The sequence below is a fragment of the Flavobacterium sp. PL02 genome (genome assembly GCF_035013205.1).
Taxonomy (GTDB): domain Bacteria; phylum Bacteroidota; class Bacteroidia; order Flavobacteriales; family Flavobacteriaceae; genus Flavobacterium.
The window spans coordinates 742,568-756,450 of record NZ_JAYGJP010000001.1 but is presented as its reverse complement, the minus strand read 5'-3'; the positions used below and the strand labels follow the sequence as shown (position 1 = coordinate 756,450).

The 13,883-nt window shown below is 31.4% G+C and carries 17 protein-coding genes; 14 read left to right on the top strand and 3 right to left on the bottom strand.

Going from position 1 to position 13,883, the window contains the following annotated elements; translation table 11 throughout:
- Positions 1–130 precede the first annotated feature (130 nt).
- Together SHI72_RS03200 and pyrF are read right to left on the bottom strand one after the other, a co-directional pair.
- Positions 131–928 carry a helical backbone metal receptor gene (locus tag SHI72_RS03200; RefSeq protein WP_323489033.1) on the bottom strand — a complete coding sequence of 266 codons (798 nt, stop codon included), beginning with the start codon at positions 926–928 and terminating at the stop codon, positions 131–133.
- 147 nt (positions 929–1,075) lie between these two features.
- The gene (pyrF, locus tag SHI72_RS03195) at positions 1,076–1,897 is read right to left on the bottom strand and encodes an orotidine-5'-phosphate decarboxylase (RefSeq protein ID WP_323489032.1); all 822 of its coding nucleotides are present in this window, start codon (positions 1,895–1,897) and stop codon (positions 1,076–1,078) included.
- Between the two features lie 154 nt (positions 1,898–2,051).
- Between pyrF and SHI72_RS03190 the strand changes: the two genes are divergently transcribed.
- The 10 genes from SHI72_RS03190 to SHI72_RS03145 all read left to right on the top strand — a co-directional run bounded on the left by SHI72_RS03190 (position 2,052) and on the right by SHI72_RS03145 (position 8,602).
- Positions 2,052–2,525 (top strand): Dps family protein, encoded by a 474-nt coding sequence (locus SHI72_RS03190; RefSeq protein ID WP_039111104.1) that lies wholly within the window; start codon positions 2,052–2,054, stop codon positions 2,523–2,525.
- 438 nt (positions 2,526–2,963) lie between these two features.
- Positions 2,964–3,518, top strand: coding sequence for a helix-turn-helix domain-containing protein (locus SHI72_RS03185; RefSeq protein WP_039111105.1), 555 nt, complete (start codon positions 2,964–2,966; stop codon positions 3,516–3,518).
- 11 nt (positions 3,519–3,529) lie between these two features.
- Positions 3,530–3,979 (top strand): response regulator, encoded by a 450-nt coding sequence (locus tag SHI72_RS03180; protein ID WP_323489031.1) that lies wholly within the window; start codon positions 3,530–3,532, stop codon positions 3,977–3,979.
- 10 nt (positions 3,980–3,989) lie between these two features.
- Positions 3,990–5,777, top strand: coding sequence for a CHASE3 domain-containing protein (locus SHI72_RS03175; protein ID WP_039117723.1), 1,788 nt, complete (start codon positions 3,990–3,992; stop codon positions 5,775–5,777).
- 202 nt (positions 5,778–5,979) lie between these two features.
- Entirely contained in the window at positions 5,980–6,516 is a 537-nt protein-coding gene (locus tag SHI72_RS03170) for a DUF4142 domain-containing protein (RefSeq protein WP_323489030.1), read from the top strand.
- 12 nt (positions 6,517–6,528) lie between these two features.
- A complete protein-coding gene (locus tag SHI72_RS03165) occupies positions 6,529–7,182 on the top strand; it encodes a porin family protein (protein ID WP_039117722.1) in 654 nt (217 codons plus the stop codon).
- A 204-nt stretch (positions 7,183–7,386) separates the two neighbouring features.
- Positions 7,387–7,539 carry a lmo0937 family membrane protein gene (locus tag SHI72_RS03160; protein ID WP_117590099.1) on the top strand — a complete coding sequence of 51 codons (153 nt, stop codon included), beginning with the start codon at positions 7,387–7,389 and terminating at the stop codon, positions 7,537–7,539.
- 37 nt (positions 7,540–7,576) lie between these two features.
- Positions 7,577–7,834, top strand: coding sequence for a YtxH domain-containing protein (locus SHI72_RS03155; protein ID WP_323489029.1), 258 nt, complete (start codon positions 7,577–7,579; stop codon positions 7,832–7,834).
- 39 nt (positions 7,835–7,873) lie between these two features.
- Entirely contained in the window at positions 7,874–8,227 is a 354-nt protein-coding gene (locus SHI72_RS03150) for a hypothetical protein (protein ID WP_039111110.1), read from the top strand.
- Positions 8,228–8,260: 33 nt separating this feature from the next.
- Positions 8,261–8,602 carry a hypothetical protein gene (locus SHI72_RS03145; protein ID WP_039111111.1) on the top strand — a complete coding sequence of 114 codons (342 nt, stop codon included), beginning with the start codon at positions 8,261–8,263 and terminating at the stop codon, positions 8,600–8,602.
- 305 nt (positions 8,603–8,907) lie between these two features.
- Here the strand turns inward: SHI72_RS03145 and prfA are convergent, their stop codons facing one another.
- Positions 8,908–9,984 (bottom strand): peptide chain release factor 1, encoded by a 1,077-nt coding sequence (gene prfA / locus SHI72_RS03140; RefSeq protein WP_323489028.1) that lies wholly within the window; start codon positions 9,982–9,984, stop codon positions 8,908–8,910.
- Positions 9,985–10,382: 398 nt separating this feature from the next.
- On the opposite strand from prfA, the gene SHI72_RS03135 reads away from it, so the two are divergent.
- The 4 genes from SHI72_RS03135 (at position 10,383) to SHI72_RS03120 (ending at position 13,835) form a co-directional block, all read left to right on the top strand.
- Entirely contained in the window at positions 10,383–12,170 is a 1,788-nt protein-coding gene (locus SHI72_RS03135) for an NACHT domain-containing protein (RefSeq protein ID WP_323489027.1), read from the top strand.
- Positions 12,171–12,332: 162 nt separating this feature from the next.
- Complete coding sequence (locus SHI72_RS03130; protein ID WP_323489026.1) at positions 12,333–12,491, top strand: hypothetical protein; 159 nt, start codon at positions 12,333–12,335, stop codon at positions 12,489–12,491.
- Between the two features lie 168 nt (positions 12,492–12,659).
- Positions 12,660–12,968: a hypothetical protein gene (locus SHI72_RS03125; protein WP_323489025.1), complete on the top strand. Its 309-nt coding sequence runs from the start codon at positions 12,660–12,662 to the stop codon at positions 12,966–12,968.
- 399 nt (positions 12,969–13,367) lie between these two features.
- Positions 13,368–13,835 (top strand): hypothetical protein, encoded by a 468-nt coding sequence (locus SHI72_RS03120; RefSeq protein WP_323489024.1) that lies wholly within the window; start codon positions 13,368–13,370, stop codon positions 13,833–13,835.
- The last annotated feature ends 48 nt before the right edge of the window (positions 13,836–13,883 follow it).

The window sequence follows — 13,883 nt, the reverse complement described above, 5'->3', positions numbered from 1 at the left end:
GGCATCTGTTAGATGTCGGCTTTTTTTTGCATTATAATTTCCTACATTTTAAAGCATGCAAAAACCAATGCTTCCTATTGACACTTATTAGGAGCACTTTTGTTTTAATGGAAATTCTCTATAAAAAATATTATTGCAGGCGTTCGTGCATTTGCTTAAAATAGGAGAATGCTTTTAGCAAACGGGTTCCATACCAAGAAAACATTTCGCCATCGACAAAAACAGTTTTGGCATGATGTGTAAATCGCCCAATCTCGAATGCATCTTCTTCTTTAAAAGGATAAGGTTCTGAGGATAATAAAACGACGTCGGGATCGCCCTCTAAACGCATTTTCTTAAGCTCTATTTCAGGATAACGTCCTTTATCAAGATATATGTTTGTAAAGTGATTGAGTTTAAGTAACTCATTGATATAATTATCTGAACCTACAACCATAAAAGGATTTTTCCAGATAAAGTAAGCTGCTTTTTTAAACGGCTTGTCTTTTATATAAGATTTAAAATCCTGCAACCCAAAAGCTAATTTATCGTTCCACTTTTGAGCTTCGGTACGGCAATTAAACAATTGTCCAAAATCGGTAATCATTTGAAAATTATCTTCGATGGTCAAGATATTAGTAACCCAAACCGGACATATCTCTGATAGTTTTTCGACAATTTCCTTTGTGTTTTCTTCTTTATTACAAATGATAATATCTGGATTCAATAATCGGATTTTCTCATAATGCACTTTCTTCGTTCCGCCAACCATTTTCTTTGTTGATTTAAAATGATATGGGTGAACACAGAACTTGGTTATTCCGATGATTTTATCTTCGAGACCTAAATCATAAAGTAATTCGGTTTGCGAAGGAACAAGCGAAATAATTCGTTTTGGTGCAGTTTCGAAAGAATGTGAAGTACCGATTTGGTCTATAAGAGTTTTCATTTGTTTAAAGTTTAAAGTTGCTCTAGTTTGAGAGTTTTACCGCAAAGATTACAAAGGGTTACGCAAAGAACACAAAGCTTTGCTCCCGACGCTTCGGGATTGCGTATCCCGATAGCTATCGGGACTACGCTCTTTGCGGTTAAAAAATTAAACCTTTGAACTCATAATCTCTTCCATTTCTTGTTGTACTTTCAAAGCTTCTTCTCTTGCTTTATCAGCAAAATCAGTTCCTTTAGAAGCATAAATAATAGCTCTAGAAGAATTAATAAGTAATCCTACTTTATCATTCATTCCGTATTTACATACTTCTGCTAAGTTTCCGCCTTGAGCGCCAACTCCTGGAACCAATAAAAAACTATCGGGAACAATCTTACGAATCTCAGTAAAATATTCGGCTTTGGTAGCTCCAACAACATACATTAGGTTTTCGCTATTTTTCCATGTTTTAGAAGTTTCCAGAACTTGTTTGTATAATTCGGTACCATTGGTAATTAAAGTCTGGAAATCGAATGCGCCTTCATTAGATGTTAACGCCAACATTATAGTGTGTTTATTTTTGAAAGCTAAGAAAGGCTCTACTGAATCTTTCCCCATATAAGGTGCAACTGTTACACTATCAAAATTTAAATCCTCAAAGAAAGCTTTGGCATACATGCTCGATGTATTACCAATATCGCCACGTTTGGCATCGGCAATTGTAAAAATATCAGGATGTTTCTCGTTGATATAGTTAATCGTTTTTTGCAGCGACAACCAACCTTTTATTCCGTAAGCTTCATAAAAAGCTGTATTGGGTTTGTAAGCAATTGCCAAATCGTGTGTGGCATCAATTATTGCTTTATTGAATTCGAAAATTGGGTCTTCGGTTTCTAGAAGATGTTGTGGAATTTTGGTTAAATCGACATCTAAACCGATGCATAAAAATGATTTTTTTTGAAGAATTTGTTCGTGTAGTTGTTGTGTTGTCATATTGTAATTTACTAGTGCGGCAAAATTACAAATAATATTATTGGTATTCGAATTTCGGCAAACATAGAATTCTTATAAAACAGAGCGGTAATTGTGTAACAAGTCAAGCTGTTGTTAAAACTAAATTTGGAAAACAACGTTTAAAGTAAATTACATGAAACCCAATATAGGAATAGCTCCAAAAGATTTAAAGAAAAGTGCCGACATCTTAACCTCAATTTTATCTAATGAAATGATCTTATATGTAAAAACAAGAAAATTTCATTGGAATATATCTGGTAACAGTTTTATGGAGTTACATAAACTATTTGAGGACCAATATGGTGTTCTGGAAACTATCATTGATGAAGTAGCCGAAAGAATTAATCAGCTTGGCGAAAAAACAATCGGAACCATGACAGAATTTATTGGTAACTCGACATTAAAAGAGTTTCCTAATAAGTATCCGTCGCAAAAAGAAATGCTAAGTGAGTTATTAGAAAATCACGAACAGGTTATTACTGAATTTAGAAAATACATTCCTGCTTTCGAAAATGAAAATCATGATATAGGTTCTGCCGATTTTATCACCGGTTTATTAGAACAACACGAAAAAATGTCCTGGATATTAAGACGTTATCTAAGTTAAATTTTTACTAAAATGGGAATTCTGCAACAAATACCCATTTTAATATAACTATTTAACTCTCAATATTTTGTACATTTACATACTATACTTTTCGAAGTGTAAATAAATTAAAATAAAGAAAACGGGTTATAAAGAAAAGTTGAAATATTACGCACTACATTTTCAGATGATGATTTGATGTTTGCTGAAGTGAGGAAGTCGAAATTATTATTTAAGACTTCAGCAAAAATTAGGGAAATCAAAAAAAGTAGAGAATCAAATCAATCTGATTTGTAAATTCTTTTTAACTCAGTTAGTACCGTCTAATTTTATATTAGGCGGTATTTTTTTGTTAATTACTAAAATAATAACAATCACTCCCCTACACTTACTTTACTGCTCATTTTATTACTACTTAGCAATAATTTTTTATCTATCTTTAGCAATATTTTTTAAACGATGAAGTTATTTATTAAGTTTGACATTAATACAGTTTGCACCCAATTTCTGAAACAGAAATTAGGCGAACGCCAAATAAATTATACACCGTTGGGTTTTGGAGAAATTGAATTGGACAAAAACCTAACATCCGAAGAATTGGATAGCATGAAGAATGAGTTAGAGCCTTTTGGGTTAGAAATTGTAGAAAATCAGAAGAGTGTTTTAGTACAAAAAATAAAAGATGCTATTATAGAAATGGTTTTTATGGATGAAAACGGGAACAACTTAAAAAGTTCTGTTTATCTAGCCGAAAAATTAAATCATAGTTACGGATACTTATCAAACGTATTTTCGGAAGTTACTTATTCGTCTATTGAGAATTTTATCATTTTACAAAAAATTGAACGAGCCAAACATCTCATTATTATAAATGAAATGAGCTTGACCGAAATTGCATTTTTACTCAATTACTCTAGCGTTGCGCATTTAAGCACACAATTTAAAAACACTACAGGAATCACTCCTTCGGCCTTTCAGAGAATCATAAAAAAACGACGCGAAAACCTAAAATAAAGAATTTATAAATGCAGAAAAACGCATTACATATTTTACTGGCAGATGATGATGAAGATGATCGCCTTTTTTTCAAAGACGCCTTTGAAGAAGTAAAAATACAGACACAAGTACAATTTGCTCATGACGGAATAGAGTTAATGGAGCACTTAATGCATCCTGATACCGTATTACCCGATATTTTATTTCTGGATTTAAATATGCCTAAAAAAACAGGTAAAGAATGCTTGATGGAAATAAAAAAAACAGATCATTTAAAACACCTTATAATTGCTATCTACTCTACTTCTTCATCAGAGGAAGATATTGAAGATACTTTTATACAAGGAGCAAATATTTACATTAAAAAACCAAGCAATTTTAATGCTCTAAAAAAGATTATTAATGAAGTTGTAACTTTAAATTGGCATTATCACACTTCTGGTTTAAACCGTGATACATTTTTGTTACGCTTAAAATAATTAAAATCGGATGAAATTGATACCCAATTTTAATTCCCCACGTGCGCTGAGGATTATTTTTGCAATATCGATATTTATTTTATTGTTTATTTCATCGGTATCCTATCAACACAATCGTGACTTGCAGAATTCTAGCAAGTTAATGATGCATACCTATGAAATAAACATTCAATTAGAGCGACTACTTTCGTTTGTAAAAGATGCCGAAACGGGACAAAGAGGTTATATAATAACCAAAAACAGCCGTTTTCTTGCCCCTTACCTATTTTCTCGCGATAAAGTAAATCGATCCTTTATCGCACTTAGGAAATTAACGGCAGACAATCCTAAGCAACAAAAAAATCTTAAAAATCTATTCGATTTAATCATCCAGCGCTATACCTATCTTGAAGGTTCATTAAAATACAGCAACGAAAAAACCTATGACAAAAGGAAACTCGACAACTGTATGTTTGGAGGAAGAATCGTAATGGAAAACATTCGTTTTCAGATAGATGAAATGAATGATTTTGAAAAAGACATCTTACAAAAAAGACAGAAAATATACCAAAGCGAGATTTCATTAACTCCTGTCTTTACCATATCCTTATTTCTGGTAGCGCTTTCGCTTATTTTACTTTCGTACAGACAAATTAGTAATGATATTGATCGCTTGCGTGTATTTAACAAAAAGCTATTAATTTCTAGCAAACTAATGGCAGAGTCCGAAATAATTGGAGCTTTTAGCACTTGGCAATGGGATTTAGGAACCGATAAAATGGTTTACTCTGATAATCAATATCGCTTATTAGGCTATCCGCCAAACTATTTTGTTCCAGAAAAAGATACCTTTCTGGATTTTGTACATCCCGAAGACAAAGAAGCTTTCTCAAACCTAATGCAAGGCATTATCGAAAATAAGCAGCTTCCGCTTATATACTATAGAATTATTCGAAAAAACGGCGATATCAGATACTTTAAGTCTATTGGTAAACTTTTAATAGACGAGCAAGGAAGTAAAATCATGTTAGGAATAACGTTTGACATTACCGAAGAACATTTTCAAAATATTGCAATTTACGAACGTAACAAAGAGTTAGAGAAAACGAATAAGGAACTAGCATCCTTTAACCATGTGGCGAGTCACGATTTGCAAGAACCACTTCGTAAAATTCAAACTTTTATTTCGAGATTTTCTGATAACGACAAAGCCGCTTTGTCTGAAAGCGGACGAGAATACATCAATAAGATTGGAGTATCTGCCAAAAGAATGCGTATTTTAATCGATGATTTATTGTTGTTCTCCAGAACTAATACGACTAAGAAAGAATTCTTAAAAACGAATTTAAACGACTTACTCGAAAAAGTAAAACTAGAATTCACAGAGGTACTTCAGGAGAAAAACGCCATTATATTATCGGATAAACTACCAAAACTGCATGTTATTCCGTACCAAATAGAACAGTTATTTATTAACTTAATTAGTAATTCTTTAAAGTATGACCAGCCAGATGTTTTACCAAAAATCAATATTTCGTGTGCCAAAATTCTTGCTACAGAATTTCCTGATTTGCTAGAACAATCTATAAAAAAATATTACAAAATTACGTTTACCGATAACGGGATGGGATTTGACCCTCAGTTTAAAGAAACCATTTTTGTATTGTTTCAGCGTTTACATTCTAAAACAGATCAATATCCTGGAACTGGAATAGGTCTGGCTATTTGCAAAAAAATTGTCGAAAACCATAAAGGTCATATCATTGCCGACAGTACACCGGGCAAAGGATCTATTTTTACCATTTTTCTGCCCGAATAATCCTCTCCAAAAACTAACTTTTATCGTTATATAATTCATATTATGGGAATTATATAACGATTCTTTTTTATGCTGTAAAGTATTAATTGTATTTAGGTTGCAACTTTGTAATATAAACTTTTATGAAGTGAAAATTAACCCACTGTTCCCCTCTAAATTTTTGCTTGTTAGAGCAATTTTTGTCTTTTTAATTCTGACGACAATGCTTTCATGCAAAAAAAATGAAGCGCTTGAAAAAACATCAGATAATGAAGTTTTTAGCAAAACGGCTTCAGAAGAAATTGATGCTTATTTTTTAATAGCTACAGCTAATATTAGTAAAGCTATAATATCAAAAAGCCAAATCGCACAGCAAAAATGTCAAGAGGGTAAAATAAAAAAATTAAGCAGTGAAATAGAAACCAATCAGAATGAATTGCTTCATGAAATAGCCAGAATGGCCAACCAAAAGCTAATCATTATTATAAACACCGACGAAAAGGAAACTAATAACGATTTATATTCATTGATTGATGCAACCAAGGCCGATTTTGATAAAGCATACATAGATTTAATAATCGAATCTATAAGCGATCAGATTGAATTATTAAGATCAATAACAAGAGAAACCAATGATACTGATATAATAAAACTATCGATTAAATATTTGCCAACACAATACCGCTTTCTGGACGCAGCAAAAGCAATAAAAAAGGATCATGATTTTTTAAATAGTAACAACGTAATTTACAAGCCCTAAAATTTTAAAACTATGAAAAACAAAGCCCAATTATTACATGCCCTGACATTATTTATTTCAGCTTCTTTTGGAGTATTACAAGCCCAAAACGCTCCCGTAAATGCCGAATTCGGGATAAAAGGAGGAGCAAATATGTCTAATCTTTATTCTGGAGAAGTCGATGACAAAAATGCCATCTATGGTTTTAATGTCGGAGTTTATGCTGCATTCCCAATTACAGATAATATTTTTATTCAGCCCGAAATATTATATACCACAAAAGGTGCTGAGTTAGAATACAATAGTGATTTCGTAAGCGGTGTAGGTCGTTTTAGACTTAACTATATCGAAGTTCCTTTATTAGTAAAATTTAAAGTAACACAAAACTTCAATGTACATGTAGGAGGTTACGCCTCTTATCTGGTAGACGGAAAAGTTACCAACGAATCTAGTGCTGGTACTGCTTTTGACTTTGAAGAAAATATCAATGCCGATGATTTTAATCGATTTGATGCTGGATTATCAGCAGGTGTCGGTGTCGACTTTGACCCACTTAGCATAGGATTACGTTATAATTACGGATTAACAACCGTAGGAAAAGAACGCAGTTTCTTAGGAACCAACTATACTTTTCCTGATGCCAAGAATAGCAATTTAAGTTTATATGTTGCATACAAATTAAATTAAACCACTAGGTATAATTTGTTAAAAAAGTTATCTAACATATAGAAACATAGCGTTAAGATGTTCTTATAAAATTATAATTTTCTGCATTTATTTTTGAGTAAAATGTCTTTTCTATATTTTAAAACTATGCTTCTATGTGTTACATAATTGCACAACAAGTTAAGCTAAGTATTTCCCATTTATTAACCCTTAAATATAAATGCCATGTCGAATTTATTATACACCATCGCCGTTATTTTAGTCATTATGTGGGCTCTGGGATTCTTTGTTTATAGCCTGGGAAGTATTATTCATATTTTATTGGTTATTGCAATTATCGCAGTATTGTTCAGATTAATTAAAGGCAAAGAAGTTTAGAAACAAGTTATATTATTAAACACTAAATACAAATATTATGAAAACTAGTAACACCATTTTAGGAATTATCGGAGCTGCAGCAGCAGGAGCATTATTAGGAGTATTGTTTGCACCAGATAAAGGATCAAAAACGAGACAAAAAATAGCTGACAAAAGCAAAGATTACAAAGACGATTTTAAAGGCAAATTAGATAATATCGTAAGTACTGGAAAAGACCTTATGAATCAAGGAAAAGCCAAATACAATAATGCCAAAACCGAAGTAAGCGACGGAATTGAGCACGTAACTAATTAAGAAGAAGTGTGATTTTATTTAATAAGCAAACACAATCAGATGGAAACTAAAACGACAACAACAACAGATACACTTTTTGATAAGGCCGAAAATTATACCAAAACAAGCTTTGAACTTTTCAAACTTAAATCGGTATCTGTATCCGCCGATGTACTATCATCCCTAACATCACAAATTATTGTTGCTGTTGTTGTTGTTTTTTTTAGTTTATTCCTCAACATTGGACTTAGTTTATTAATTGGCCAGCTCCTTGGCGAATATTATTATGGCTTTTTTGTACTAGCATTTGCTTATTTAATTCTTGCAATCGTACTGTATAAAAATCAGAATAAATGGATTAAGAAACCTATAGGAAACATCATAATTTCGCTTTTATTAAAAAACAGGAGTTAAATGATTTGAAATTAATTTTTAAAATAATTCATCATGAAAACCAATAACGCAACCGATGATTTAAATCAGATGATTTTGCAATTAAAAAATCAGCAAGAAGCCGAATGGATTGATTTAAAAGATAAATTTCATGACCTAAAAGAGCATTTAAAACCACTGAATATAATAAAAGATACCTTAGAGGAAATTAATAGCGGTATCGATATAAAAAGTAATTTACTTCAATCTATCTTTAGTATTGGCGCAGGATATTTATCCAAACGCATATTGGTAGGAACCACACATAATAAGGTTACAAAATTCTTTGGCTCGATATTTCAGTTAGTAGTAACTAATTTTATTTCGAGAAAAACCGCTGCGCATAGTAAAGATTAAACGCAAAGTTTTTTTAACCACAAAGTTTTTTTAACCGCAAAGTACGCAGTCCCGATAGCTATCGGGATACGCAAAGGTCGCAAAGCTTTCGTTTTAGCAACTCAGTCCCGAAGCTTCGGGATAGAACCTTTTTAAAAAAACCTTTGTCCCTTTGCAACTCAGCACCTTTGAACCTTTAAAAAAAACCTCAGAACCTTAGTACCTTAAAAGAAAAAATACCACCAAAAAAAAAGCCGAATTACAAAGTAATTCGGCTTTTTCATATCTTAGAAACTCAGAAACTTAGTACCTCAGTAGCTTTTTTTTTAAAAAACTTCCGAAGCTTCTTTTAATTTCTCAGTATTGTTTACCAATTGTAATTCATCTACAATTTTTTGGATATCACCATTCATGATATTACCCAAATCGTATAAAGTAAGACCAACACGGTGATCGGTTACACGACCTTGCGCATAGTTATACGTACGAATCTTAGCCGAACGGTCACCCGAACTTACTTGCGAAGTACGCTTAGTAGCATCTTCAGCCTCTTTTTTGGCTAATTCTTGTTCGTACAAACGAGAACGTAATACGTTTAACGCTTTATCTTTATTCTTGTGTTGTGATTTCTGATCCTGACATTGAGCCACCAAACCAGTTGGAATATGCGTTAAACGCACAGCCGATTTAGTAGTATTAACCGATTGTCCTCCAGGTCCTGACGAACAGAAAAAGTCAACACGTACATCGTTCATATCAATTTGTACATCAAACTCTTCGGCTTCTGGTAGTACCATAACCGTAGCTGCCGATGTATGCACACGACCTTGAGTTTCTGTCTGAGGAACACGTTGTACACGGTGCACACCAGCTTCAAACTTCAACGTTCCGTAAACATCCTCACCAGTAACCTCAAAGATAACCTCTTTAAATCCACCTGATGTACCCTCGTTCATATCTACAACCGAAGTTCTCCAACCGCGGTTTTCGCAATATTTAGTGTACATACGGAAAAGATCTCCAGCAAAAATACTCGCCTCATCTCCACCCGTACCAGCACGAATCTCTACCATTACGTTTTTGGCATCTTCAGGATCCTTAGGAATCAACATAAACTTAATTTCTTCCTCCAGTTCTGGTAATCTATCCTTAGCTTCGTCTAATTGCATTTTGGCCATTTCGACCATATCGGCATCGCTACCGTCTGCAATAATTTCGTTTGCCTCTTCTATATTTGCCATCAAAAGCACGTATTCGTCGCGTTTTTCGGCCAATGCTTTTAAGTTCTTGTACTCTTGATTCAATTGCACATAACGTTTCTGATCCGCAATAACATCCGGTTGGATGATTAAATCCGAAATCTCGTCGAAACGTTGTTTTACTATTTGAAGTCTATCTAACATTTTATAAGTCCTTTATTTGGACTGCAAAATTACAAAATTTTTGTTTAAAATTCTATCATTAAAGTTCTGAGTTTTTTAACCACAATTTCATGATGAAATTTAGCTTGATTATAGTCTTTTTTAGGAGCTATTTCCTGCTATCCGCTTCAATCTTTTGTTCCGCTAAAGCTTCACAAAAGTATTTTCACTTCTATCAGGGCTAGGACATTCGTAATAAAAGAGCATTTACGGTTTTCAGTAAAATTCTTGAATTAAAAGGAGGTAGTTTTGGGGAATAACTTAAATTAAATTCTTTTTATTAGTATTATCGTTGTTAATTTATATATTTGAAGAAACAACAAATAGCGTTTCTTCTACTTGAAATTAAAGATATTAGCAAATATTTAACCATAAAAAAAATGACAACAGCAATAGGAATTCAACTCTTAGGAACATTTAAAGATCCATTATCTAAAATAAGTAAGGATTTGAAAGATGAATTTCTACATGTTTTCAATAATGGACTTCCTGAATATATTGATAATTTTTATGATAAATATTCTAAAACAAAAACTTTTATTTATCGCGATGAGAAAGTGAATTTTTATGACATCTTTTTCCCTGTAAATATTAAGAGTAATACTAAAATATTTGACTTAATAGGTGATTTAAAAGTTCTCTTTAAAAAAGGAAATTATATAACTATAATTGGATCTGCTGGTAGCGGTAAGAGTATGCTAATGAAGCATATTTTTCTATCAACAGTCAAACAGTCATTTAGAATTCCAATTGTAATTGAATTAAGAAACTTGACGGATTTTAATGGTAACATAACTGACTATGTTAGCTCAATTTTAACTAGAAATCAACTAGGCAAAAGCCCGAGAATTGTTGATAGAATACTAAAAGAGGGCAACTTTATTTTTCTACTAGATGGATATGATGAAATTTATTCTTCCGCAAAGAATAGAATAACAAATGACATTGAAGAATTCGTTGATATGTATTCTAAAAACATTTTCGTTTTAACATCTAGACCAGGCTCAAATGCAGAATCATTACAAAGATTTGACAATTACTATGTTCAAGCCTTAGATTCTGTCCAAATTGATGATTTCATTAAGCAACAGTTTAAAAATCATGAAAATGAAGAATCTCTAGAAAGAATACTTTCTGTAATTAAAAAAACTGAAAATGAAGATTATCGTGATTACTTAACAAATCCTCTACTGTTGTCGATGTTTATATTTACCTTCAACGCGTATCCAGAACTCCCTAAGTATAAAAGTAAATTTTATTGGAATGTATTTGATACATTGTGCACTAAACATGACTCATTTACAAAAAAAGGATTTTGGCTCCATGAACGCAAATCAAATCTTTTAAATGATGATTTTGAAAATATATTAAAATGGCTGTCATATGCTACAATTTTCAAAGGAAAATATAACTTTGATTATGAATATTTCAAAAAAACACTATTAGAAATTCTCTCCAAACTTGGACTAAAATGTGAACTGGACAATTTAATCTATGACTTAACGGTTTCAATATCTATTATAATTCAAGATGGAACGGATTATACTTTTCCTCATAAATCTTTACAAGAATATTTTACTGCTTCACTAATTAAAGGATTAAACGACCCGCAAAAACAAAAAGTTTATTCCGAAAAATTTGAACAGATAGAGAATTTCAGCACTGGAGGCAAAATTAATTTATATAAACTTTGTCAAGAAATGGACAAGATATATTTTTCAAAAATGTTTCTAATTCCAAAAGCCGAAAATTTTATTTCAAAATTAGATATTACTTCGGATAATAATTTAGTTTTAAGTTTTTTTAATGTTGCTTCTCCTTTTTTTATGTTCAGTAATAATAAAATTTCTGCCTATTCACAAGGTATATATATTGAAGATTCCTTCTTATCTTTTTTTGGTGTAAAAAATTACTTCCCTGAATTTGAGACTTTAGATAAGCACTCTCATTTAATCTTAAACGCTTTAGACAAAACAAAAAACTTTAATGTAAAAACCATCAATTTATCTAAAGACTTACCAAAACAAAAACTTCTTGAATTTTTATCTAAAACTGGAATTAAAGAAAATATTATTGTTTTTTTTAAAACACTTTTACTCAATTTAGAAGCTATGAAACAAGATTTGGAAAAAGAAAACAGCGATACAGATGATCTTTTAGAGGTTTAAATTATTGAAGGTGCCGCTCTGTGAATTGTTCCTTATTAAAATTTACGGTTATTATATATTTTATAACAAAAAACTGGCAAAAAAGTTTCTTTTCAGAGAAAAGCAAATAGTAAATCTAATCATTAGCTCGTAAAGTATTAATAAAAATAGACAAACAAAATTATGGAAGAAAAAGTAAATAAAATTTTAGAATTACTTAAAGAAAACGATGAAAATTCAAAAAAAGAAATTCTACTTGAATGTGCTACAAAAATTGGAAGTACAGAATGGATCGAAGCAGTCAAAGACCTATGGAAAAGAATGGAGAGTTTAAATAAATAAAAAATAATCTAACTCAACTAGTGTAGATTTTTAATTCGTGCCCGCAACAATGAAAAAAATAATAGCATTTCAAAACCAAAAAAATCTTTGCGAGCCAGGATTAAAAATTAGAGCTATCAAAAATTATTAACACTTTTAGAATTATACACTAAAGACTAAACGAAATTTATGAAAGAAATATTCAACCAAATAGTCGAAAATACAAAGAAGATTTCAGCTGAACAGGATTATTTTACTCTACCGAAAATTGAAAATGCGACAATAACTATTGAAGAATTAGAAGCAACAGGTTCAACTCTTCTAAAAAGGAAATACTTAATTGAGAATACTCAAGGAAAAATTGAAATAATTTATGAATCGAAGGATAAATGTAGAGTACATCAAATAAATCCCGATTGGAATAAAGTAGAGATTACACTTAAAACAAAAAATGACAAACAAGAGAGTTACACTGATGGTTGGTCAGATAAAATATAAAAAATATTCTATACATCTAATAGTATTTTAAATTTCAAGATGCTAAAAAACAGAAAAAAATTAACAAAAAACGCCTATTGAAATGGAATATTTACCCAGCTCCCCGAAGTGTTCCTTATTAAAAGCCATGGTTGCTGTTGTAAAAGTCTCCCGACTTCATACCCGTTTAAATAAGCAGCAAATATCAAGTCAATATTTTATGTAATCAAGCTAAATATAAAATAAGAAAAACAATAGCAGTGAGTACAAAGTCGGAGACTTCGCACAGCAATGAGGATTTATGAAGTTACCCTTTTTAATTGTATCTACATTAAGCAAAAAAATACTTCCTTTTAATAAGTTCACAACAGCAACAAACCATGGGAAGACTTTACATAATCTTTCCATTAAATAGATAAAATGTCGAAAAAAAAAATAAATTTGAAACTTGACGAAAGTTTACTTAAGAAATCCATTGAAGCTGATTCCGATGAAGTTGGAGTTATTGGAGTTAGTTTGGCAATTACCGCAATCGCTGCAAGTGTAATCTTTAGTGATAATTTTATATTTTTAAGAATCGTTTGTGTGGGAATATACATTTTAGGTGGTTTATCCACTAGTTTTCTTTATTTCACATTTCTAAGCCATAAAATTCCTATCACAATAAATACTTGGTTAAAAAATGGTGGTCTAGGCTTCCGTGGAACTATATGGATAGTTTTATATTTTTTTAAGATTTTTTTTAAGCAAATGTTTTACATCAAAGGCAATAATATTTCTACTATAAGAGAACTTGGGTATTTAACTATTTTAGCAATGTTATCAATTTTATGGTGGACATTTGCGATTGCAATTATTGTAGTTTTTATTGATTTCAAATCGACATAAGACTAACCCACTCTTCGAAGTATTTTTTATTAAAAATCCGCAATTGCT

Coding starts and splice junctions, on each gene's coding strand:
- SHI72_RS03200 (WP_323489033.1), bottom strand. CDS start 928: ATGAAAACTCTTATAGACCAAATCGGTACTTCACATTCTTTCGAAACT.
- pyrF (WP_323489032.1), bottom strand. CDS start 1,897: ATGACAACACAACAACTACACGAACAAATTCTTCAAAAAAAATCATTT.
- SHI72_RS03190 (WP_039111104.1), top strand. CDS start 2,052: ATGAAACCCAATATAGGAATAGCTCCAAAAGATTTAAAGAAAAGTGCC.
- SHI72_RS03185 (WP_039111105.1), top strand. CDS start 2,964: ATGAAGTTATTTATTAAGTTTGACATTAATACAGTTTGCACCCAATTT.
- SHI72_RS03180 (WP_323489031.1), top strand. CDS start 3,530: ATGCAGAAAAACGCATTACATATTTTACTGGCAGATGATGATGAAGAT.
- SHI72_RS03175 (WP_039117723.1), top strand. CDS start 3,990: ATGAAATTGATACCCAATTTTAATTCCCCACGTGCGCTGAGGATTATT.
- SHI72_RS03170 (WP_323489030.1), top strand. CDS start 5,980: ATGCTTTCATGCAAAAAAAATGAAGCGCTTGAAAAAACATCAGATAAT.
- SHI72_RS03165 (WP_039117722.1), top strand. CDS start 6,529: ATGAAAAACAAAGCCCAATTATTACATGCCCTGACATTATTTATTTCA.
- SHI72_RS03160 (WP_117590099.1), top strand. CDS start 7,387: ATGTCGAATTTATTATACACCATCGCCGTTATTTTAGTCATTATGTGG.
- SHI72_RS03155 (WP_323489029.1), top strand. CDS start 7,577: ATGAAAACTAGTAACACCATTTTAGGAATTATCGGAGCTGCAGCAGCA.
- SHI72_RS03150 (WP_039111110.1), top strand. CDS start 7,874: ATGGAAACTAAAACGACAACAACAACAGATACACTTTTTGATAAGGCC.
- SHI72_RS03145 (WP_039111111.1), top strand. CDS start 8,261: ATGAAAACCAATAACGCAACCGATGATTTAAATCAGATGATTTTGCAA.
- prfA (WP_323489028.1), bottom strand. CDS start 9,984: ATGTTAGATAGACTTCAAATAGTAAAACAACGTTTCGACGAGATTTCG.
- SHI72_RS03135 (WP_323489027.1), top strand. CDS start 10,383: ATGACAACAGCAATAGGAATTCAACTCTTAGGAACATTTAAAGATCCA.
- SHI72_RS03130 (WP_323489026.1), top strand. CDS start 12,333: ATGGAAGAAAAAGTAAATAAAATTTTAGAATTACTTAAAGAAAACGAT.
- SHI72_RS03125 (WP_323489025.1), top strand. CDS start 12,660: ATGAAAGAAATATTCAACCAAATAGTCGAAAATACAAAGAAGATTTCA.
- SHI72_RS03120 (WP_323489024.1), top strand. CDS start 13,368: ATGTCGAAAAAAAAAATAAATTTGAAACTTGACGAAAGTTTACTTAAG.